The organism is Sphingobacterium sp. B29, assembly GCF_001952815.1.
GTDB classification, from domain to species: Bacteria; Bacteroidota; Bacteroidia; order Sphingobacteriales; family Sphingobacteriaceae; genus Sphingobacterium; species Sphingobacterium siyangense.
This window is the reverse complement of sequence record NZ_CP019158.1, coordinates 5110611-5132207: the sequence shown is the minus strand read 5'-3', so window position 1 is coordinate 5132207 and position 21597 is coordinate 5110611. Positions and strand designations below refer to the sequence as shown.

19 protein-coding genes and 1 tRNA gene are annotated in these 21597 nt (G+C 39.1%); 11 read left to right on the top strand and 9 right to left on the bottom strand.

Annotated features, from left to right (window positions below):
- Positions 1-138: 138 nt before the first annotated feature.
- The 5 genes from BV902_RS22035 (at position 139) to BV902_RS22015 (ending at position 3557) form a co-directional block, all read left to right on the top strand.
- Entirely contained in the window at positions 139-990 is an 852-nt protein-coding gene (locus BV902_RS22035) for a universal stress protein (RefSeq protein ID WP_075993791.1), read from the top strand.
- A gap of 197 nt (positions 991-1187) precedes the next feature.
- Complete coding sequence (locus BV902_RS22030) at positions 1188-2000, top strand: glycoside hydrolase family 16 protein (protein ID WP_075993790.1); 813 nt, start codon at positions 1188-1190, stop codon at positions 1998-2000.
- A gap of 39 nt (positions 2001-2039) precedes the next feature.
- Positions 2040-2666 carry a YoaK family protein gene (locus tag BV902_RS22025; RefSeq protein ID WP_237241784.1) on the top strand — a complete coding sequence of 209 codons (627 nt, stop codon included), beginning with the start codon at positions 2040-2042 and terminating at the stop codon, positions 2664-2666.
- A 101-nt stretch (positions 2667-2767) separates the two neighbouring features.
- Entirely contained in the window at positions 2768-2971 is a 204-nt protein-coding gene (locus BV902_RS22020) for a DUF417 family protein (protein WP_083663729.1), read from the top strand.
- A 178-nt stretch (positions 2972-3149) separates the two neighbouring features.
- The gene (locus tag BV902_RS22015) at positions 3150-3557 is read left to right on the top strand and encodes a hypothetical protein (protein ID WP_157626181.1); all 408 of its coding nucleotides are present in this window, start codon (positions 3150-3152) and stop codon (positions 3555-3557) included.
- A gap of 58 nt (positions 3558-3615) precedes the next feature.
- On the opposite strand, the gene BV902_RS27610 is transcribed toward BV902_RS22015, so the two are convergent.
- The 3 genes from BV902_RS27610 to BV902_RS22000 form a co-directional block, all read right to left on the bottom strand.
- Positions 3616-3792, bottom strand: coding sequence for a DUF6496 domain-containing protein (locus BV902_RS27610; protein ID WP_167450483.1), 177 nt, complete (start codon positions 3790-3792; stop codon positions 3616-3618).
- Between the two features lie 110 nt (positions 3793-3902).
- Positions 3903-5711: a glycoside hydrolase family 2 protein gene (locus BV902_RS22010; protein ID WP_075993789.1), complete on the bottom strand. Its 1809-nt coding sequence runs from the start codon at positions 5709-5711 to the stop codon at positions 3903-3905.
- 219 nt (positions 5712-5930) lie between these two features.
- Positions 5931-7970 (bottom strand): M13 family metallopeptidase, encoded by a 2040-nt coding sequence (locus BV902_RS22000; RefSeq protein ID WP_075993787.1) that lies wholly within the window; start codon positions 7968-7970, stop codon positions 5931-5933.
- A 458-nt stretch (positions 7971-8428) separates the two neighbouring features.
- Between BV902_RS22000 and BV902_RS21995 the strand changes: the two genes are divergently transcribed.
- The gene (locus tag BV902_RS21995) at positions 8429-11596 is read left to right on the top strand and encodes a SusC/RagA family TonB-linked outer membrane protein (RefSeq protein WP_075993786.1); all 3168 of its coding nucleotides are present in this window, start codon (positions 8429-8431) and stop codon (positions 11594-11596) included.
- Positions 11597-11619: 23 nt separating this feature from the next.
- Complete coding sequence (locus BV902_RS21990) at positions 11620-13107, top strand: SusD/RagB family nutrient-binding outer membrane lipoprotein (RefSeq protein ID WP_075993785.1); 1488 nt, start codon at positions 11620-11622, stop codon at positions 13105-13107.
- 91 nt (positions 13108-13198) lie between these two features.
- Here BV902_RS21990 and BV902_RS21985 read toward each other — a convergent pair whose 3' ends face one another.
- Both BV902_RS21985 and folE read right to left on the bottom strand, forming a co-directional pair.
- Complete coding sequence (locus BV902_RS21985; protein WP_075993784.1) at positions 13199-14209, bottom strand: CobW family GTP-binding protein; 1011 nt, start codon at positions 14207-14209, stop codon at positions 13199-13201.
- 66 nt (positions 14210-14275) lie between these two features.
- A complete protein-coding gene (folE, locus tag BV902_RS21980) occupies positions 14276-14947 on the bottom strand; it encodes a GTP cyclohydrolase I FolE (RefSeq protein ID WP_075993783.1) in 672 nt (223 codons plus the stop codon).
- 169 nt (positions 14948-15116) lie between these two features.
- Between folE and BV902_RS21975 the strand changes: the two genes are divergently transcribed.
- Positions 15117-15608, top strand: coding sequence for a hypothetical protein (locus BV902_RS21975; protein ID WP_075993782.1), 492 nt, complete (start codon positions 15117-15119; stop codon positions 15606-15608).
- A 13-nt stretch (positions 15609-15621) separates the two neighbouring features.
- Here BV902_RS21975 and BV902_RS21970 read toward each other — a convergent pair whose 3' ends face one another.
- Positions 15622-16071 (bottom strand): helix-turn-helix domain-containing protein, encoded by a 450-nt coding sequence (locus BV902_RS21970; RefSeq protein WP_172840727.1) that lies wholly within the window; start codon positions 16069-16071, stop codon positions 15622-15624.
- A gap of 76 nt (positions 16072-16147) precedes the next feature.
- Between BV902_RS21970 and BV902_RS21965 the strand changes: the two genes are divergently transcribed.
- Positions 16148-16840, top strand: a complete 693-nt coding sequence (locus BV902_RS21965) for a CPBP family intramembrane glutamic endopeptidase (protein ID WP_075993780.1) — start codon at positions 16148-16150, stop codon at positions 16838-16840.
- Positions 16841-16983: 143 nt separating this feature from the next.
- Here BV902_RS21965 and BV902_RS21960 read toward each other — a convergent pair whose 3' ends face one another.
- A complete protein-coding gene (locus BV902_RS21960) occupies positions 16984-18276 on the bottom strand; it encodes a TIGR00341 family protein (RefSeq protein WP_075993779.1) in 1293 nt (430 codons plus the stop codon).
- Positions 18277-18533: 257 nt separating this feature from the next.
- Between BV902_RS21960 and BV902_RS21955 the strand changes: the two genes are divergently transcribed.
- Both BV902_RS21955 and BV902_RS21950 read left to right on the top strand, forming a co-directional pair.
- On the top strand, positions 18534-19502 hold the full coding sequence (locus tag BV902_RS21955; protein WP_075993778.1) for an ROK family protein: 969 nt from the start codon (positions 18534-18536) through the stop codon (positions 19500-19502).
- A gap of 249 nt (positions 19503-19751) precedes the next feature.
- On the top strand, positions 19752-20135 hold the full coding sequence (locus BV902_RS21950; protein ID WP_075993777.1) for a hypothetical protein: 384 nt from the start codon (positions 19752-19754) through the stop codon (positions 20133-20135).
- A 64-nt stretch (positions 20136-20199) separates the two neighbouring features.
- Here the strand turns inward: BV902_RS21950 and BV902_RS21945 are convergent.
- Both BV902_RS21945 and BV902_RS21940 read right to left on the bottom strand, forming a co-directional pair.
- Positions 20200-20281, bottom strand: a tRNA-Leu gene (locus BV902_RS21945).
- 194 nt (positions 20282-20475) lie between these two features.
- Positions 20476-21534, bottom strand: a complete 1059-nt coding sequence (locus tag BV902_RS21940) for a hypothetical protein (RefSeq protein WP_075994928.1) — start codon at positions 21532-21534, stop codon at positions 20476-20478.
- Positions 21535-21597 lie beyond the last annotated feature (63 nt).

The following is a 21597-nucleotide window of genomic DNA, read 5'->3' as shown; positions in this document are numbered from 1 at the left end:
TTATTTAAGGTTTTCATTCTCCCCGTTTGAAAACCTTTTTTTTTTGAAAGTCTCTCTTTTGATTGGTTATTAAAAACCTTCTGCATTCTCTACTGTTGTAATACTAGTAATCTGCGCTGATTTATCTGCAAAATATTTATGGACAAAACAATTCTCGTACTCACCGATTTTTCTGAAAATTCATGGACCGCTATCCGCTATGCGGCGAATCTGGCTAAAAGATTTAACTGGACAGTAGAGCTTCTGCATACTTATACTATCCCAATAAAAGACAGTGTCCATGCTAAAATGGAGAATATGTTTTTGACGCCTCAGAAGGAAGAGGCTGAAGGCATGCTCAAGGACTGGCAGACACGTATCGACGATGAATTTCCTGATCTCAGCAGTAAAACCGTAAGTTTGCTCGGCGACTTGGAAAAAACGGTACTAAACTTACTACAAGAAAAGGAATACCGCTTTATCGTTATGGGAGCTAAGGGTAAAGGTATGATACAAAATGCGGTCTTGGGAAGCAATACCTTTGCCCTGATAAAAAAGAGTCCAATCGGTGTCTTGGCAGTACCCATCATGTTCCAAAAACTTAGGTTACAAAATATCGGATTACTGAGCAATTTTAAAGCGTCCGAATATGATCTACTTGACAGTTTCATCTTACGTGTACCGGAGAAATTCAATCTCAGTCTCTTGCACGTAACACAAAAGTATATCTCTCCAAAACGAGAAGATATTGAAGACTGGAAACAAAAGCTATCCACCCAATTCTCGTTTAATAAAATTGATTATGTGGAAAAAAACGCGGTCAATCGCTTAGATTACAATATGCCTATACCGCGTTGCATCGACTACATGGTAGAAATCGAAGCTATTGATCTTTTACTTGTGTCGTACATTCCTAAAAGTTTTTTCAAAAGTATATTTTCCAGAAATCTTACGAAAGCAATTTATCGTAATCTGACGGTTCCTACTTTTTTTAAGCGTAATTTATATTAATTGTCGGTAATCTCCTCCTTGTTATTACTATCCATTGGTTAATTGTACACGATTTAGTAAGTAGAAAATGATTGCACTAAAGTTAATAGCCGTGATTTTATGATTGCTAACTGAAATTTAAATCGCCTCTCCGATATGAAGTAATGTATTCGTATTTTTCATTAGCTTTATACATAGTTGTATAAAATATAAACATAATGAGCCTTTGGATACTTCCTTTAATCACCATACTTTCCGCAAGTCCCGATAGTACGCATGCAGGAGAATATAAGTTTGCTGAAACGCCCAGTTGGAGCGATGAGTTTGATTACAATGGTCTGCCGGACGCAAGAAAATGGGGGTATGATGTAGGCTCCTTGCATAATGGCTGGGGAAATCATGAACTTCAATACTATACAGCTGCAAACAGGAAAAATGCAAGTGTGGCAAATGGTGTTTTACGTATTACTGCAATAAAAGAACAATATGAGGGGTTGGATTATACTTCTGCTAGGCTGGTCAGTAAGAACAAGGGCGATTTTCTGTATGGTCGATTTGTAGTCCGAGCCAAGGTACCGAAAGGGAAAGGTACGTGGGCAGCCGCTTGGATGTTGCCGACAGATTGGGTTTATGGAGGATGGCCACATTCGGGGGAAATAGATATCATGGAGCATGTCGGTTATGACGAGAATGCAATACATATTACCGTTCATACAAAGGACTATAATCATTCCATTGGAACTCAAAAAGGAGTGATGAAGCGAATTAATCAGGCAACATCGGAGTTTCATGATTATCGGATTGACTGGACCCCCGAGTATATCCGGGGTTTCGTGGATGATGTTCAGATCTATAGTTTTCCGAATGAAGGAAAAGGCAATGGCGTGTGGCCATTTGATAAAAGATTTCATTTACTATTGAATCTGGCCGTTGGTGGAGATTGGGGCGGTGTGCAAGGTGTCGATAGTATCGCATTTCCTGCTGAGATGGAGGTGGATTATGTCAGGGTATATGATTTACTGAAACCTTAAATGAATCTTATTTTCTGTAATTTATAAAGATTAATTCAAATGTTTAGGCATCAAGGGAGAGGAAGGAATTATACTCATAATTTGAAGTTAGCCTCTATTTTGTCTTGTGTTGCAGGCCTGGTTAATATTACAGGTGTTCTTGCCGTTGGCACTTTAACAACAAATGTCACAGGTCACTTCGCATTTTTTTCAGAACAGTTGATTTTAATGAATTACAAGATGGCTTTGATTTATCTGTTATATATTGCTTTCTTTTTAATGGGAGCTACCGTTTCAGGTTTTATTGTAGAATTAGCCTCAAAAAAGAAATCACATAACGCTTATATCATTCCAATTTGTATCGAGTCTATTATCTTAATTAGCGTAGGACTGGTCCCAGCTTTATTTAAAGCAGGGCCAACTTTGCCAACAATAATTTCATTTGCCCTGCTTTTTGCTATGGGACTTCAGAATGCTCTGGTAACGAAGGTGTCACAATCCGTTGTCAGAACGACGCATTTGACCGGATTGTTTACTGATCTTGGTATTGAAATTTCACAGTTGCTTTTTTATAGAGAAATTGTTGAGAAAGTGAAATTACACAAAAGTATTTTTCTTAAGTTGATGATTATTGGTGGTTTTTTTTTTCGGGGGAATTTTAGGAGGTTTTATGTTTCAATATTTTAAATTGAAAACATTAATGTTACCCGCTACAATGCTTTTGTTTGCCTTATGGTATGACCATATTCTGCTTAAGTTTTATCATTTGAAGCGAAGCTTAAGGGCGGATGAATAATAGTTTTGAGTCAGGATCTAACCTAATAACAACACCGGAAGCACTTGTGCCCAAATCTGATGGGGATTTTCCTTCACCGAATTATGCTTTTCCTTATTTCTCTGTAGCCGGAAGATTAGTACTGAAAGATGTAATTATGTTGGCAGCAGCGTTGATTATTGGAGCATATAGTGTTGACCGCCTGATGGAAAAGTAGATTTAGGATCAACGCGAATAGATGCTTTTTTATGAAATAGTTGCGGTTTGCCCAGACTAGCGAATAGTGAATCAAGCTATATTTGCCAACTTTTGGAAGGTATCTTTGATGCCAGCTGTATTTTGGCAGCATCTTTGTATCTCGTCGTTAAACTATATTGAGTTATACCACGAACGATATGAAAATAATACGAACGACCCTTTCATTTCTTCTGTTTAGTTTCATCCTTTTAGTTGGATGCAACAATAATCAACAGATCAGGATGATTGATAAAGATGGGAACACACATTTGTTGACAAGAGAAGGTGATCGAAAAGGAGAATTGGGACTGCAGCGTATCATCGCTCGTGGCAATGATACAGTAATAACGATTGATGGTGCAGGTCATAAAATGATATGGACAGCTTCAGATGTGACCAATATTGATACAACAAAGATTCAATATTATCTCAAAAAAAGAAATGGAAGCAGTGTTCATATTTATACACCCGTCGATGTAAATCAAAATTTTATAGATGTAGAGGATAGTCAAAATGTTTTGTCAGATCCTTATGATGGTACAGACAAGAAAAAATCCTTACTGTAGATTGCCGCATGAAAAAGCATAATTTGGTCTAAAGAGAAAATCCTAGCAAGTTTGCTTGCTAGGATTTTTTTTTGGGTACTTTGGCACCTTCTTTTTTGGCTTCGGAGAGGCCGATAGCAATCGCCTGTTTTCGTGATGTTACCTTTTTTCCGCTACCAGATTTTAATTTTCCCTCTTTCATTTCGTGCATCGTCTTTTCAACTTTCTCAGATGCTTTTTCTGAATATTTTGCCATAATAGTGTTACACCTTGATCTGTTATTAAACACTTCTGCAAAAAGAACAGCTGTTTCAGTTGAATCGTTTGAAAATTCTTTGAGAGCGAAATAGCGAGCATCTGTATCCGCTAATTCAATTCATTTCCAGCTTTAATCACGGCTTGGTTGACGGCTTTTATTCTTTCAAGAACCATTTTTTGTATTTTACGGTCGTAAGTCAATAGACCATTGACTTCATGTTCCACGTCTGTAGTTTGCGTATAAATAGCAACACTGAGTCCTTTGTATCTGAGCAATTGTTCGACATTATCCATTAGGAATATATAACGGTCTGTGAGTGCCTCTATAGTGGGTTCGTATGCATAGGCATTGTTTTCGACGGGCCACATGTGATCGCGGACAAATAAGCCTACGCCACCAAACTCTCCAAGGGAAGCAGCCCGTTTCGGATCAGGTTCTGAGGCACCCTTGGGGCCAACATAGATATGGGTGTCAACAAAATCTCCATTTCCGGGATCACCATAAGCTTTTTGGTAAGATGGATTGTTGTTAAATCCCGAATTACCGTTCACTAAACGTGAAGGGTCATATTGTTTGGTCCAGTCGGTAATATTGCGAACATCGAAAGCGCCCCAATTTTCGTTAAAAGGAACCCAGGCGATAATGGATGGGGAGTTGTAGTGGTCGTCAATGATGGCCTTGTATTCATCACGAAATGCTTTTCGATAAATCGTAGTATCTTCATCGGGATACCAAAGGCAAGGCATATCTTGCCACACGAGCAGTCCCATTTTATCTGCCCAATAATAGAACCGTTGGGGTTCGGTTTTCATATGCTTACGAATAAGGTTATAACCAGCTTTTTTGGTAAACTCGATATCATATTTGAGAGCTTCTTCCGTAGGTGCTGTTAGAATTCCATCGGGCCAGTACCCCTGATCCAGGAGACCGAGCTGCATCACAAATTTGTCATTCAATAGCGGCCTTACAATTCCGTTTACCTTACCAAGTTTAATATCACGCATACCAAAATAGCTCTTAACCTCGTCAATAATTTCTCCATTCTTCCCATGTATACTTAATTTTAAATCGTATAAAAAGGGGGAGTCAGGAGACCAAAGTTTTGGATTTTCTACCGGGATTTTAAATTCCATGCCCGACTGAATTACCGTTTTTGAAATTTCTTTTCCTTCTGAAGAAACGATGGCTGTAACTTTTGCCTTGGCTGTGCTAGTGACCTTTATTTTTAGTTGTTTTTCTGCTACTTGAGGTAATAATTTGATTCCCTGTATATGGTTTTTGCTTACTGGTTCCATCCACACAGTTTGCCATATGCCAGAAGAAAATGTATAGTCGCCTCGAGGTCCATTTTTGCCCGAAGGATACTTACCGTCGTTCTTGTCATGTGCTGCAACGACAATGTTATTTGGACCGGCCTTTAAAAACTCAGTGATGTTGATCCAGAAGGAGTCGTAGCCACCTGAATGAGTACTAGCTTTTTTTCCATTTACAAATATGGTCGCATCGTGATCCACTGCACCAAAATGGAGTATAATATCTTTCCCTTTCCAATGATTAGGTAGCTCGAAATTTTTACGATACCACAGATTAATTTCTTGTTTGCGTTGTATTCCGGATAAATAGGACTCTGGACAGTAGGGGACAAGAATGCTTTCTCGGCTGCGGTCAAAGGAAATGGGGGCAGCAGGATTCAGCGCATTCGGAGCGTCCTTTCCACCTATATAATCCCATTTACCGTTGAGACATAGCCATTCGTTCCTTTCCATTTGGGGACGTGGATATTCGGAAAGTGGGATTTCTGTTTGCTTGGCTATTGCTGTCCATGGGGTTGAAAGCTGTGGCTGTTGTGCCAAAGCATTAAGCCAACCGAAGAGCGATAGTGCCAGCACAAAAATTGAGGTTTTGGTTTTTATCATGGTATACTTCTTGGTTTTTCAGAATATGAATATAAGTATACTAAAATGATTTAGTGAATTATAAACGAAATGTTACTAGTGCCGCTTTCATATTGGGCTTGGTTGGTTGGTTGGTTGGTTGGTTGGTTGGTTGGTTGGTTGGTTCGCAAAAGAAATATATGTTGGATTAAACAAACTACAGGAGCTGCCTTTTTTGAGGCAGTTCCTGTATAATGCTTATTACCAGATTTTAATTCTTTCTTCTGGTGACTTGTACAGTTTGTCTCCTTGTTTAACATCGAAAGCTCTGTAAAAAGCATCAACATTGATCAATGGGCCAAAACTTCTGAAATATCCTGGAGAGTGTGGATCAGTTTTAACTTGGTTGACCATATATTTTTCACTGGATAGGGTTCTCCACACAGTTGCCCAGCTTAGGAAAAAGCGTTGATCTTGCGTGTATCCACTTATTTCACCTGGGTTTCCCTTATCTTTTAAATATAGTTGAAGTGCGTCGTAAGCAATGTTTACACCGCCTAAATCCGCGATATTTTCACCGTTTGTAAATGTTCCGTTGACGAAAGTGCCTTTTACAGGTTCATATTTATCGTATTGAGCTGCGAGTGTTTTTGTTGCTTTTTCAAAATTGGCTTTATCTTCTGGTGTCCACCAGTCTACCAAGTTTCCGTCCGCATCAAATTGTGCACCTGAATCGTCAAATCCGTGGCTCATTTCGTGGCCAATTACCGCACCTATACCACCGAAATTAACAGCTGCGTCGGCTTGTGGGTTGAAAAATGGCGGTTGAAGAATAGCTGCCGGAAACACGATCTCATTGTTTACGGGATTGTAATAGGCATTTACTGTTTGTGGAGTCATTCCCCATTCTGATTTGTCAACAGCCTTGCCAATTTTAGCCAGATCCTTTTCATATCGCCATGTGGTGATATTTTGGAGGTTAGCATACAGATTACCGCCTTTATTTTCAGATAGAATACTCAATTTAGAATAATCTTTCCATTTGTCCGGATAGGCAACTTTTACAGTGAATTTGTTTAGTTTTTCAAGCGCTTTTCCTTTTGTAGCCGAAGACATCCAGCTCAAATCGTTGATATGGACTGCAAAGCTTTTCTTTAAATAGTCGATCAATTCAACCATTTGTGCTTTAGCCTCAGCTGGAAAATATTTTTCGACATATAATTTTCCGAAAGCTTCACCTAATGTGGAATTGATCAGTTCAAATCCTCTTTTATTTAATGCTCTTTGTTCTTGTTGACCTCTTAAATACTTACCATAAAAAGCAAATCGCATGTCTCCTAATTTTTCGCTTAAATAAGAGGCACTACCGTTGATCATATGGAATTTTAAGTAATCTTTAATAACAGGAAGGTTTTGTGCACTGACCAATTTATCGAAGTTCTTGTAATAACCTAATTCCCCAATGATTACTTTTTCCGTATTGACACCTACTTTTTTAAGGTACTCAGGTAGATTTACATTTTTAACCAAGGCGGTTAACTCTGCCATGGTCTGTGGATTGTACTGTAACGTATTATCACGGCTTTGTTCATTGGTCAAGTAGGTCTTCGCAATGCTTTTTTCGTAGTCAACTATTCCTTTTGCGGCAGCATCAGCATTTTTATAGCCCAATTCTGTTAACATGGAAGCTACATATTTTTGATACTCGGCAATAGTTTCGGTATTTTTTTCATTTTCTTTTTGATAATAATCTCTTCCTAGTCCTAAGGAGGCATCTCCTAAGTAGACCGCGTTCATTTTTGAATCTTTTAAATCAGCGTAGACACCCCAGCCATAGAAATTATTTTCACCTTCCTTCGTTACGGAAGTTAGATAATTCTGAAGATCTTTTAGGTTTTTAATCGCGTCGATTTTGTTTAAATTTCCCTGAATCGGCTTAATACCGTCTGCATTTCTTTTCTGTAAGTTCATGTAAGAAGCATACAGGTCCTGTATTTTTTTGCCCTCACTTCCTTCAGGAAATTTATCTTTTAAAAGTGAGTTCAGAATTTTCATCGAATTGTTGTCCGTATCTTCTGCCAATTTATTGAAGCTTCCCCAAGTGGGTTTGTCGGAAGGAATTTTAGCCGTTTTCATCCAGGTTCCGCTTACGTAGTTGTAAAAGTCATCCTGTGGACGTACAGATTTGTCCATTAAGCTCAGATCAAGTCCTTTGTCGGGTCCTGTACCTGCTGTCTGTGCTTCCGCATGCTGTGTGTAGACTCCAGCCAAGAAAATTAGGGCGAGTGTTAATTTTTTCATTGTTGTTTTAATGTTGTATGATTTTCAATAATTCAATCTGGGAGTACGCACAAATTATGGGTAAAATAACTTATGTTATTTGCTCCGGGTAATTCGATTTGTAGCAGCCATGTCAATAATTAGCTGTGATTTTTTTTAAGCTAAAAAAATCATTTACACAAATGACGGAAAATTCTAATTCAGCAACAAGTAAATTTGATCATTATCTGTCATTTTATTAAACTAATCGGGTAGAGTAGCATGTTATTCGTTTGCTATTGAATAACATGGATATATTTTTTTTAAGAACATCCATTGATGTGTTGTTGAACGCTCCGCTATCTGACTTAGCTAAGCTATTTTAGGACAAGAAGAAATACTGAACTTAATATGGAAATACTAAACTTAATATGAATTTAGTTTAGTATTAATAAACGATGTTTAATATTGCTTACATTTTCATCTATAAGTAAGCGATTATGTTCAAACTATCCTATTCAATTTCACCTAAAGTTACTGGTCTAACATTGTCATTGGCCATGCTGGCTGCACAGGGGGTTAGCCAGACCCGATCGTTCCAGGGGAGACTGGTCGATTCATTGAGTCAAGTCGCTATTCATGGCGCAACAATTCGTAATTCTCATTTAGCTAAGCTTGTTTCATCGGATCATTCCGGTAAATTTGTGATCGATGCACATATCGGTGATACGCTAAGAATTGGCTACATGGGGTATCTTCCCAAGGTTTTCATTGTTGGTAATCAATCTTCATCCGTTATTTCGCTTATACCGAACCAACAATCCCTCAATGAGGTGGTTGTAACTGCGCTTGGTATCAAAAAAGAAAAGCAGGCTATTGGCTATTCAGTGCAGGAAATAAAAGGCAAAGATATGGTTAAAGCTCGGGAACCAAATGCTATTTCTGGTTTAGCTGGACGCGTGTCTGGCTTAACAATTACACCGAGTACAAACTTATTTGGAGACCCGGGTATCACGTTACGTGGTCGGAGCAATATTCTTATTGTGGTCGATGGCATGCCGATTAATACCGACTCATGGAATCTTAGTCCGGATGATATCGAATCCTATTCTGTCTTAAAAGGGGCAAATGCTGCGGCATTATATGGGAACAGAGGTCAAAATGGAGCGATTGTGATAACGACAAAACGAGCAAAATCACAGGATAAGGGTTTTCAGGTTGAATTTAATTCAAGTACACAATTGCAGACGGGGTATAATGCCATACCAAAAATTCAAACCGAATATGGCCCGGGTTCAAATTATCAATATGCTTTTAAAGATGGTCGTGGGGGTGGAATCAATGACAACGATTACAACATTTGGGGACCCCGATTTGAAGGACAACTTATTCCGCAATATAACAGCCCGATAGATCCAAAAACAGGACAGCTTATTCCCTTACCTTGGGAGGCCAGAGGAAAAGATAATTTGAAGAAATTTCTTCAGAATGGTCTTTTGAGTACAAACAATATTGCTATATCGACCAAAAATGATCATGGTGATCTACGCTTATCTGCGTCTCAGATGTTTCAACGGGGAACTACGCCTAACACGAAATTGGGAAGCACCAATATAAATCTTACCGGAGGCATTAACGCTGGTAGTAAGCTCCGTTTCGATGCGAGCATAAATTACAATAAGCAGTATTCACCAAATTATCCAAATATTGCTTATGGACCAAATAGTCCTATTTACATTCTTACGTTATGGGGAGCGGCAGATTATGATATTGATGATCTTCGCAACTATTGGCAGCCTGGGAAAGAAAATGTACAGCAGTACAATCGTGAATACACCATTTATGACAATCCTTGGATGACGGCTTATGAAAATTTGAGGACTTATGATAAGGATGATATCTACGGTTACGTGTCGGCTAATTACAAGTTTAATGATAAATTGTCATTAAATGCACGTACCAGTGCTAGTACCTGGAATCGGAATAGAACGATTAAAATTCCAATTTCTGCCAACCTATATAATTATACTATCGGTGGAAGCCGTGTTGGTGGTTATCAGGAAACCTATGATACTTTTTGGGAAAATAATACAGAGGTTTCCTTAAAATACCAAAATCGTATTGCCGAGGACATAGGCTTCTCAGGCTCAGTATTTGGTAATTTAAGAACCGTCAGTGTCAAATCGCTGTTTGCACGTACAGATCGTGGATTGACTGTGCCCGGTGTTTATGACTTAAGTAATTCGATCATGCCCACGGTATCTACTAACGATCGCGCCCTGCGTCAGGTGGGAAGTGTCTATGGATTCATGGATGTAGACTATAAAAGTATGTTATTCTTAAATCTAACGGGGCGATTTGATAAATCTTCGACGATGCCGGTAAAGAATAACACCTACTTCTACCCATCGGCTTCATTAAGCGCTGTGATTTCACAGATGATCACTTTGCCCAAGGTTATTTCCGCATTAAAAATCCGTGGAGCATATGCTAACGTTGCGAGTGATTTCGTCAATGAATCGGCCCAGTACGATATTTATAAACTTTTGCCGGCATACAGTAATTATGGTCGTTGGGCCAATTCAATGACCGGCGTAACATATACCGATGTATTACCGAACCCGGATCTCGTGGCAGAGCGTGTGAAGACGGCGGAAATAGGTTTGGAAACTCGTTTATTTAACAACCGTTTGGGTTTCGATTTTGCTTTTTTTAGAAACCTGGAAGGTCCCAGGATTATCGAATTGGCTACGTCGGTTACTTCGGGTGTAAGAGCCAGACAAACCAATGGGTTGACTTTATTGCGCAAAGGTATCGAGCTGAGTATCGATGGGACTTTGATTCAACAGAAAGATTTTAGCTGGAATGTAACGGTCAATGCATCAACAAATCATGCCTGGCTACACGACATCGATGGGCATCAAACGCGTTCGGGGAATGTTCGTGTTGGTGAACGATGGGACGGATATTACGTGAATGATTTTCAGCGTGATGAAAAAGGAATGCCAATTGTGGGTACAAATGGTTTGCCAGCTTACAATCCTTATGTGAGCAGAATAGGTTATAGTGATAATAAATTTACGGCCAGTATCAGCAATAGTTTCCGATATCGTGATTTCAGTTTTAGTTTTCTTGTGGACGGCCGCTTTGGTGGTTTAATAAAAAATGTGCAGGATGCCAAACAGTGGGGATCGGGAACACATCCCGAATCAGCAAATGAATATCGTCTAAAGGACTGGGAAAATAGGGACGTCAAAGATTATAAAGGAACTGTCATGACCAATGGGTTAAAAATAGTCAAGGGGCAGCTCAATACAGATCAGGATGGTAAGATAATCTCCGATACAAGAGAATTTGCCCCAAATGACATTGCTGTGTTGTGGCAAAATTGGGCCACTAATTACTATCAGTCGGGACCAATGACAGCCAAAAGCCGAACCTTTGTCAAATTACGGGAGATCGTTTTCAGTTATAATGTGCCTGCCAACTTGTTGAAAAATTCCAGATTCTTCCGCAGTGCAAGTGTTTCAGTGGTCGGTAGGAATTTGCTGTATTTCACGGGAAAAGGTACCCGAAATATGGATTTGGACCAATTCACCAGTGCTAGCTCAGACTACCAGACACCATCAGTAAAGAGCTTTGGCCTAAATCTTAATGCATCCTTCTAAAAACTTAGTCAAAATTTTTAAAAATGAAGTACTTTAAATCCACTCTCATTCTTCTCCTGTTCGGGTGTTCTTTCAGTTCCTGTAAAAAGATAACGGATCTACAAAAAGACCCTGCGGCTGTATATAATCCTGCTCCAAAACTTTTGTTTACGGGAATACTCATGCGTTCTTATGATGCGCCATGGAGTGAAGATCATCGACATAATCAGTATATGACACAAAATGAAGCCTATTATGCGGGGCAGCCTTATGGATGGACTACAGGCTCCTTTGAAACGCCCTATGGTATATTGCGTGATGTGTACCGTATGGAAATCGAAGCTGCGAAAACTCCTGAATTGAGTGCTGCTTATATGACCATGGCCAAATTTTTCAAGGCTTATTTCTTTGCCCGAACGACTGAAATGTTTGGTGATATTCCATTGACAGAGGCTTTGCAAGGTGAATCAGCGGGCAATTTTGCGCCCAAATACAATACCCAGTTGGAGGTATACCAGCAAGTGCTTAGCTGGCTTGAGGAGGCGAATAATGAACTGGCAAATCTCAAAGAAAAAGGCAATACTTTAGATGGCGATTTCTTTTACAATGGCAAGCCTGAGCAGTGGCAGAAACTGGTCAACTCATTTAAGCTACGTGTTTTAATTAGCCTCAGCAAACGTGCAGATGATAGTCCCGTATTGCGGGTGAAGGAACGCTTTGCTGAAGTTTTAGCGAATCCAACCAAATACCCGCTGATTCTTGAAAATCGGGATAATTTTCAACTCCTTTACAATAATATTAACACCTATCCGCTCTGGCCAACAGACGGTGTGATTATAAAAAAGGATGTGCGAAACACATTGGGAGCAACCTACCTGAATATTTTAAAGACTTTACAGGATCCAAGATTGTTGATTCAGGCACTGCCGGCTTCGGCGATGCCTTCTGATCCTACGCGCCCTTTCGACGCATACAATGGCGGGAAAACAGGCGACCTACAGAGTACCTTGCTAAAACAAGCGGCGGATGGACAGCTGTCTATGATCAATTTCGATTATTGGCTCGCTTCGCCCTCTGGGGTTCCGTCTATTCAACTTGGTGCCTCCGAAGTCCAATTTGCTCTGGCAGAAGGTATCAATCGCGGTTGGGCTAGCGGAGATGCTGCGGTAAGATTTCAGTCGGGGATAAGTCAGTCGATGCTGTTCTACGGAGTTTCTCAAGACAAGATCAATTTATTCTTACAGGCAAATCCTTACAAAGGGAACAATGCGGAAGGGTTAAAGCAGATCTTAACACAAAAGTATGTGGCATTTTTTGAAAACTCAGGAAAACAGGCGTTTTTTGAGCAGCGCCGGACAGGAGTGCCAGTTTTTGATATAGGACCTTCGAATGCCAATAATAACCAGATACCGAAACGGTGGGCATATCCGAAGACCGAATACAGTACCAACGAAACTTACTTGAAAGAAGCTTTGCAACGTCAGTTTAATGGATCAGATACCCAAAATGACATTATTTGGCTTATTAAATAAAATACAAAGTAAGCGTAATTAGTCATGGAAAGACCTCTCGGATTTGTGTCCGAGAGGTCTTTTTACGTAGACAATTGTTTCTATAAATCGTTTATTGCTTCTCTTTGATGGTCAACATACGTATCAGGAGATCTTGTATGGAGAGACTATCCAGTTCTTTTCCAATAAATACCAGTGTATTCATTTTTCTTTCATCCTGTTTCCAATGGTTACCGTAGTCGATATCGACACGTGAACCGACGGTCTGTATAATGATTTTTTTGTCTTCATCTTTTTTATAACCAATTCCCTTCATTCGGTAAATTTTGTTTGGATACTTGCCGACGAGTTTGCTCAAACCGAGAAATAGGTTTACGAAATTAAATTCTTCAGCAAAAGTATAGGCGCGCGTTGCAATATCGCTCAGATGTTGTTTTGCCAGACTTGATTTGCCAAGTATCAGTGAACTGCTTAGATTAACGTTCTTCAGAAAAGAAAAGGCCTCTATTTTTTTTGTGTACTTTATTTCCTCAATTATTTCGAAAGGAAACCCCTCCGTTACTGTTGACTGGAGAGTTTGCGCTAATGGGTTTACATGTGCTAAGTAGTCGCTTAAATAGCTCAAATATGCTGAATGTACCGCTTCGGTTTTGTTAATGACAATGACGTCGGCAGCCGTGATTTGCCGTAACACTTCATCCCTTTCCTTGATCTGATCTTCAATAAGTGCAGCATCAACCAAGCAAATAATCTTTTTTAATGGGAAGTAGTTCTTAAACACTGGATGCCTTGTAAAAGGTTCTGTTAAAGCATCGGGTATGGCAAGACCTGTACATTCAATAACGAGTTCATCAAAGCTGTCCTGTTTTTGATAGAGCGATTCGAGTGCGGTGTAAAGTTCATCGTTCATCGTACAACAGATGCACCCCTCTTGGAGCGCTACCAATTGTCCATAGTTTTCATTGAGCAAGGAACTATCTATATTTAGTTGTCCTATCTCATTTTCAATGATAGCAAAGCGTTTTTTCGGATAGGATTTCATTAGCGCATTTAGAAAAGTCGTCTTTCCTGCACCTAAAAAGCCAGTTAAAATGGTTACTGGGCGAGCATGGGCTGTATTCATTTGCGATGATTATACATTTAATCTGCTTTTGGTATCTCCCCAACGAAAGTCGGGGAAAGGCAGACCTTATTTCAATAAATTGAAAAATTCGTTGCGTTTACTTTCTGATAAGAATATACCGCTGTATTCCAGTGTTGTTGTACTGCTGCTGGTGTCTTTGACACCCCTTGCGGAAACACACAGATGATCTGCATCAATCACAACAATGATATCATCTGTTGATAAGGTAGATCTGAGTTCATTGTAAATCTGTAAAGTAAGGCGTTCCTGCACCTGTGGCCGATGCGCATAATAGTCTACAATACGGTTTATTTTTGACAGCCCTATTACGCGGTCTTTGGGGATATAGCCTATATGTGCCCGTCCCACAATTGGTAAAAAATGGTGTTCACAGGCTGAATTTACCCGTATGTCTTTTTCTATCAAGAGCTTATTGTAGCCATAGCGATTTTCGAAGGTGGACAGCTTGGGCTTGTTAACCGGGTTAAGGCCATGGAACAATTCGTTGATATACATTTTTGCTACACGATGGGGCGTTCCGCTCAGACTGTCATCTTGTAGGTCGAGGCCAAGTTCATACATGATGTCCTTAAAAAGTTGAGATATCTTGCTGATTTTTTCTTCGTCTGTTCGATCAAATGCATCGGGTCGCAGGGGAGTATCCATTGAAGTCATCATGTGTTGGTCTCCTAAATCTTCCGGATTGGATGCTGCATCTTTTTTTAATAATGTGTTCATAAATTAATTTTTATCAAATCGTGCTGATTATACCTCTTGTCTATTGTCAAATGGAGTTGCCATTTCATAGTGCTATTCGTATTATAAATATAATTAAAAATCATCAAATGCAATATAGTTGCTTTTACTGTTTTTTAACTATATTTGATAGGTAAATCTTTAATGCGTTATGTTTAAGCAATTTATTCTAGTTTTTTTGTTTGTTGTTGCAGGAAGTAAAACTAATCCAGTTTTTTCTCAAGGGGTAACGGAATCACAACATTTGGTCGATCATAAGCCTATGATGAATGAGGTTTGGAAAACTTTTGACACCATGCTCTATAAAGTGAACAAGGTTAATGGCAAGACGGTTTACACCCCTTATTTTCCGAGTAAGCTTGCGAAACTGGATGGAACAAGGGTAGAGTTGCAAGGCTATATGGTACCGTTAAGGGCCGGCCTTCGCCATAATAGGTTCCTTTTGTCGGTCTTGCCAGTGCAGCAATGTATGTTTTGTGGCCAAAATGGTATTCCACCGATGGTGGAGGTTACGCTGAGCGACAACAATAAAGTGTGGTTAAAAGAGAATCCTGTTATTGTAAAAGGCTATGTCAAATTAAATGAGAAAGATCGGAGCAGGGTTGAAATCTTTATAAGAGATGCAGCTCTTTTAAAACAGTAGGGATTATCAAAAGCTAACGATTCCGCCAGGTCCACCAAAGAATGATTCCATAGATAAGCACAGCGACCGCAAGCAGTAAAAATAGTTCGAAACTTGTCTCCGGAAAATTCGTCGATTGTGAAAGAAAGGCGGATATTAATAAAATGCCGAGTATGCCTGAGGTTATACTCACAATGAGTTTTTGAGCTTTGTTTAACGCGGGTTTTGTTTGTTGTGCTACTTTCTTCTCGAGGATCTCATGTACAGGTTCGGTTTCCTTCAATAGTGCAATATCGAGATCAAGCTGCACTGCCATTAAATTGAGGGTATAAGCCCTTGGTAGAACCTCAGCTTTTTCGATGCGCTGTACAGATCGAAGATTCAGTTTGACAAGATCAGCAAGTTGCTGTTGGGAATATCCTTTACTGATACGGGCATTTTTGATCAAAAGCGCTATTTTCTCTTTGCTGGATTTATTGGTCATTTTATGACATTTTGCGGCGTATTCAAATGTCGTGAAATTAAATGATTTAAGGCTATAGCTTTGTGTAAAAAAAATCATGATCGCTATTGCTCTTGAATTGGTCGTCTCCCAGTTTTTGCTGGGTTATTTTTGCAAGCGGAACCTTCAGGTTCTGGGGTTTTCCTCAAAGGTCGGATCTTTCCTGTTTTGTCTGTTTGGTCCCATAATATACGTTACTGCTCTCTATTTGAGTATTGCTTATTTAGTCGGAAATCCGTATCAACTAAATCCGAATTATACGGTATCTGATTTTTTTGGCAGTCTTTATTACGTATCAAAAGCGGTAGTATTTGAGGAATTGATCTTTAGGGGAGCCGTATTATATATTCTTATGAGACGCTGTGGTCAGGGGAAAGCTGCATTGATCACAGCGCTGGCTTTTGGCATTTATCACTGGTTTTCGTACGGTATCGTGGGGCAGGTTTTTAAGATGCTGGAAGTCCTTGTATCGACTGGTATAGTGGGGTATTTATTCGCGCAGATTTATATTAAAACCAGTAAAATAGTGTATCCGATCGTTTTGCATTTTGGTTATAATTTTGCAACGATGATTCTATTTTCGAAAGAAAAAAATATCGGTCTGCAGCTCCTGATAAAAACGTATGCAGTAGATCCTGTCAAACCCGAGGGGATTTTGCCTTTGCTCGTTCTCGTTACTTATTATATCGGTTTTCCGCTGTTGTGCTGCATTTTTCTTAAACACCTAAAAGCTGCCGATAATTTGTCCTGACTGTCGGCTCGCATCCTATGGTTTGCTGATCAAGCTCTCTATTTGGATGTGAGTATTTCGCTATTCGTTCTTTGCTGATGGAACATAGCTCTTACGCTTGTTTAAACCGTCAGATCGTCGGCATAGAACGAGCTGACTCAAGTCTATTTACGTATAATTTCCACACTATCTTTCGGAAAATGATTTTGTAGCCATTGTTGTAGCTTTTCCCGTTGTGTTTGAGGTAGCGGAGTTTTGGTAGAATAAATAAATGCGACAAGGTTGGCTAAGCTATCTTTTTTGCTGTAATGTTGTTGTATACCAATGCTATAGGAGCTTAGCTCGGGAAACAATACCAAGATATCCCGATCGAGCTGTGGATTGGCCAATTGGTATTTGGTAAGTTCATTATTGAGCGCTCTTATGGTAAGGTCTTTTTCACTTACAGCAGCGGTACGCTTATCGATTTCGCTAAGAATACTCGATTTTAGGTCTAAACTGTCCTGATGAATAACCAGCGAGGTATTGGTAATCCCAAATGTTTCCATGCTGTGTTGTAGAGACTCAACTTCTTTTTTGCTGAATTTTTTTGATAAGAAAGCCAGTTCTAATTTCTTTGGATTACCATTCATCTCCAGTTTTTCATAAATAACCGTATAACCTTTATTGCTCAATTCCTGTTGAACGAACTGATTTACTTTGTTTGTGTATTTTTTTTCTTGCAGTAGATTGTATGCAAAATATACGCTCGGCAATACAAGTATAATTGTGATGATGGTAATACTTTGTGTAATTCTTTTTTCCCGTTGCTGATCGACATAATGTGTTTTGGGGTACCGTAAATATTTGACAATCACAAAAGTCGAAATGCAGATAAAAACACAGTTTATTATATACAGGAATAATGCGCCGGCGAAAAAGCTGAAATTGCCTATTGCGAGCCCATAGCCCGCGGTACAGAGTGGAGGCATCAGGGCTGTTGCAATTGCTACTCCAGGAATTGGATTGCCCTTATCCACTCTTGTAATGGCTATGACACCGACCAGACCACCGAAGATTGCAATCATGACATCGTAAATATTGGGTGATGTGCGTGCTAGTAACTCAGATTGTGCCTCTTTGAAGGGGCTTAAAAGAAAATAGATAAACGACACGACTAAGCTGATCAATGTGGCGATCAGTAGATTTTTTAGCGATTTTTTTAATAACGGAAAGTCAAAAGTCCCTAAGGCGAATCCAGCTCCTACTATTGGCCCCATTAACGGAGATATCAGCATGGCTCCTATAATGACGGCAGTAGAATTTACGTTCAATCCAACAGACGCCACTACAATCGCGCAGGCTAGAATCCAGGCATTAGCTCCGCGAAAAGAAATATTACTGACAACATTTTCCAGAACAGCTTCCTTTTTTTCTTCACCTTGGTGTAGATCAAAAAATCGTAATATTTTATTCATAAATTTATTGTTGTACTAAAAAATATAAATATAGGGCCTAAACTATTCTTAATGTGCTAAAACTATGCCGCCTTTGGTAATTTCTTGTGCGTAGGCGATAAAATAAAGTAGCGATGCCGGATACATCCAACTTTGATCGGATTGCTTGTGACCATAAATAGCGTTACCTACAGGTATAAAATGGCAAGAAGATTTTGTCGACTGCTCATAAAATATTATCTTTTAGTAATTTTAGAACTAAGAAACAAGAAATAGAAATGTCATTAATAGATTTATCAAGACGTGTAGCGTTGGGAATAGATATCGGAGGGACCAATACGAAATTTGGCGTGGTCAATCATCGCGGTGAAGTACTTGAAAAGGGAAGCATAAAAACAGATGATTATGAGACAGTAGAGGATTTTATCGATGCGTTGTATGAAAAAGCATCTCCTTTAATTGAAAATTTTGGTGGTAAAGATAGCTTTGATGGAATTGGCGTCGGTGCTCCGGATGCGAATTATTATACTGGAACCATAGACCATGCGCCCAATCTTCCTTGGAAGGGTGTCATTCGATTCAGTGATTTAATGACCGCTAAGTTTAACATTCCCTGTACCATAACCAACGATGCCAATGCTGCAGCCTATGGTGAAATGCTTTTTGGTGCAGCGCGGGGAATGAAAGATTTTATTATGATTACCCTAGGGACAGGTGTCGGCAGCGGTATCGTCGCCGGTGGAAAGCTTATCTATGGTCATGACGGATTTGCTGGAGAATTAGGCCATACCATTGTTAAACCTGGAGGAAGGAAGCATTGGAGCACAGGTTCTGAAGGAAGTTTAGAAGCCTATGCGTCAGCGACAGGAATAACGATTACGGCAAAGAAAATGAGAGCTGAGTTTCCTGAGTCGATGCTAAATCAGTATCCAGAAGATGCTATAAATTCGAAGACTGTTCATGAATGTGCTTTGAAAGGGGATGCAATTGCCATCGAAGTATTTAGATATACGGGGCAGAAGCTTGGTGAAGCCTTGGCCAATTTTGTGATGTTTTCATCTCCTGAAGCAATTCTCCTATTTGGTGGGGTAATTAAAGCTGGTGATTTTATCTTAAAACCTGCGAAGCTGCATATGGAAAGAAATCTTTTTCCTTTGTTTAGGAATAAAGTGAAACTTGTCTTTAGTGAATTGGAAGAAGCTGATGCTGCTATTCTTGGCGCAAGTGCATTGGTTTGGGAAAAATAAAATATCAATTTGTTCTCAAGATACTAACACCATCTATTAGGGATACCGTTTGTATCTTGAGAACAGGTTTTTTAAGTTGTTAATTTATAAATTTGTAAGGTCTTTCTGTTAGGGGAAATCCAATACACTGCCCAGAATTGGCAAAGAAATAACCGACTATTTCATACCTAAGGAAAGCTGTTGTTATTTTTCGTGTATCTAAAGGCATAGTCTTTGCTGATGAATTCTTTTAAACTTTAAACTATTTGTATGAAAAAGACCGTTTTTCTTCTTTTGTTGCTATGCACAGCCTTATTTTCAAAAGCCGACCAACTACAGGCCCTAACACAAAAACAAGCGGAAACCGCAGTAGCATATCTTAAGAAAGAGCCCATTGTTATTTTGTGGTGTAGCTGCTGCGACAATCAAACACCAAAAAAGATTACTGTAAACGAAGTATTTTACAAGCAATATCCTGACGGGAAATATTATTCTGTTATCGTAAAAGGTAGAGATGAAAGCGGAGTGGAAGTGGAAGAATATGTAGATTTAGCGTATGTATTTGTGAAAAAAGGAAAAAAAGCCAAAAGTCTAGGCAAGGTTTTAAAATTTGAATGCGATCCTTGTACAAAACCATTTGACTGGTCGGTTTAAATCGTGTAGCTAAGAACTAATTTCTAAAAAAAACTCCCGAACTTATGAGCTCGGGAGTTTTTTGTGCGGAAGAAGGGACTCGAACCCCCACGCCTCGCGGCGCCAGATCCTAAGTCTGGTGCGGCTACCAATTACGCCACTTCCGCATTAGGATTTATTATGATGTCGCAAATATAAAAACCAAAGTGATATCTTGCAAGTCGATAAGCTAGATTCCTTCTTTTAAATATGGATCATCCTGTTTATGAATGGAATATTTTTCATTAGGATACTTGTCTCTTTGATCACATGATCTACAGACGGCCTGTTTACCCGATTTTTCGATGAAATGCTTGCTGCCCTAATCAAGTTTTGTTAAGGCCTTTGAATTTCGCAACAAAAATACATATTGAAAAAAATCAGTTGTATGAGTCTTCTCAGCGGGTATGATATTTTCGCCAAAAAGCCGTGATTTTACAGTTATTAAATTTTGAGAAGTAGCATAGGGTGAATGTGCAGCATTGAGTTTAAACAATGATATACTATTTGGTCGACTTAATTCTTTTAGATCCTGAATGCCTTTCACGAGCATAAGTGGGCCATCTGCATTTACCCAATCTACTTTTTCATCTGCAGGGGTTGGAAATTGAGGATTCTTTGGGAGATACATTTCACTAGCAATGGTATAACTAACAAAGCTAGATACCTTATATCCTTTATTTTTCAAGCGTGCAGCAAAAGGATCGTTAGTTGCATCCTTTCCTTTTTGTAAAACATGAAAGAAACCAAATAGCCCATATAGTTTTTTACCTTTAATATGGTGTTCTTTCATATAATTTTCCAAATTTAATAGCATAGCTGAATCCCTGGACACGTCAGATTTATCCGCTGTAAAGCTTTTGTCTATGCCAATAACAGTGATTTTTGCCGAATCGGCAAGGTTACGGTTATAATCATAAATTTCACCCCATTTTTGATATAGCTCTAAACTAGACTGTTGCGGAATACGTTTGCGAATGGAGCTAACCACATCTTTCAGTAGGGCGTTATCTTTTAGGGGCTTGGATAAAAAGCTGTTTAGTTTATTGGCATTTGTACTATCCATCTCAGCAATGTAATATTTAACACCGAGTTTTTTGTTCAAATAGAATAGCAGCTCTTTGTCCAACTTTTGATTGTCTGCGTAGCCATGAATTTCCCCAAGTAAAAAAATATCCGAATTATAGAAGCTATTGTCGAATAGAGAATCTACAATACGATCCTTAATCTCCGTTTTATGGAGTTTGAGATACGCTATATTTTCCGCATTGGTATTTCCTATAAATATCCGATTGGAAATGAAAAAATAGAGGAATAATAGCCCAATAATGGCCAGTATAGAAAAAAATGTGATCTTAATAAATTTAAAAAACTTTTTCATAAATGAGGTTTTGGCAAAGGTATTATTTTTCAAGGAATGAACCAATAAGTATCCATGCATATA

Bases quoted from the DNA above. Each gene is read 5' to 3' on its own strand.
- BV902_RS22035 (WP_075993791.1), top strand. From the start codon at position 139: ATGGACAAAACAATTCTCGTACTCACCGATTTTTCTGAAAATTCATGG.
- BV902_RS22030 (WP_075993790.1), top strand. From the start codon at position 1,188: ATGAGCCTTTGGATACTTCCTTTAATCACCATACTTTCCGCAAGTCCC.
- BV902_RS22025 (WP_237241784.1), top strand. From the start codon at position 2,040: ATGTTTAGGCATCAAGGGAGAGGAAGGAATTATACTCATAATTTGAAG.
- BV902_RS22020 (WP_083663729.1), top strand. From the start codon at position 2,768: ATGAATAATAGTTTTGAGTCAGGATCTAACCTAATAACAACACCGGAA.
- BV902_RS22015 (WP_157626181.1), top strand. From the start codon at position 3,150: ATGAAAATAATACGAACGACCCTTTCATTTCTTCTGTTTAGTTTCATC.
- BV902_RS27610 (WP_167450483.1), bottom strand. From the start codon at position 3,792: ATGGCAAAATATTCAGAAAAAGCATCTGAGAAAGTTGAAAAGACGATG.
- BV902_RS22010 (WP_075993789.1), bottom strand. From the start codon at position 5,711: ATGATAAAAACCAAAACCTCAATTTTTGTGCTGGCACTATCGCTCTTC.
- BV902_RS22000 (WP_075993787.1), bottom strand. From the start codon at position 7,970: ATGAAAAAATTAACACTCGCCCTAATTTTCTTGGCTGGAGTCTACACA.
- BV902_RS21995 (WP_075993786.1), top strand. From the start codon at position 8,429: ATGTTCAAACTATCCTATTCAATTTCACCTAAAGTTACTGGTCTAACA.
- BV902_RS21990 (WP_075993785.1), top strand. From the start codon at position 11,620: ATGAAGTACTTTAAATCCACTCTCATTCTTCTCCTGTTCGGGTGTTCT.
- BV902_RS21985 (WP_075993784.1), bottom strand. From the start codon at position 14,209: ATGAATACAGCCCATGCTCGCCCAGTAACCATTTTAACTGGCTTTTTA.
- folE (WP_075993783.1), bottom strand. From the start codon at position 14,947: ATGAACACATTATTAAAAAAAGATGCAGCATCCAATCCGGAAGATTTA.
- BV902_RS21975 (WP_075993782.1), top strand. From the start codon at position 15,117: ATGTTTAAGCAATTTATTCTAGTTTTTTTGTTTGTTGTTGCAGGAAGT.
- BV902_RS21970 (WP_172840727.1), bottom strand. From the start codon at position 16,071: ATGACCAATAAATCCAGCAAAGAGAAAATAGCGCTTTTGATCAAAAAT.
- BV902_RS21965 (WP_075993780.1), top strand. From the start codon at position 16,148: ATGATCGCTATTGCTCTTGAATTGGTCGTCTCCCAGTTTTTGCTGGGT.
- BV902_RS21960 (WP_075993779.1), bottom strand. From the start codon at position 18,276: ATGAATAAAATATTACGATTTTTTGATCTACACCAAGGTGAAGAAAAA.
- BV902_RS21955 (WP_075993778.1), top strand. From the start codon at position 18,534: ATGTCATTAATAGATTTATCAAGACGTGTAGCGTTGGGAATAGATATC.
- BV902_RS21950 (WP_075993777.1), top strand. From the start codon at position 19,752: ATGAAAAAGACCGTTTTTCTTCTTTTGTTGCTATGCACAGCCTTATTT.
- BV902_RS21940 (WP_075994928.1), bottom strand. From the start codon at position 21,534: ATGAAAAAGTTTTTTAAATTTATTAAGATCACATTTTTTTCTATACTG.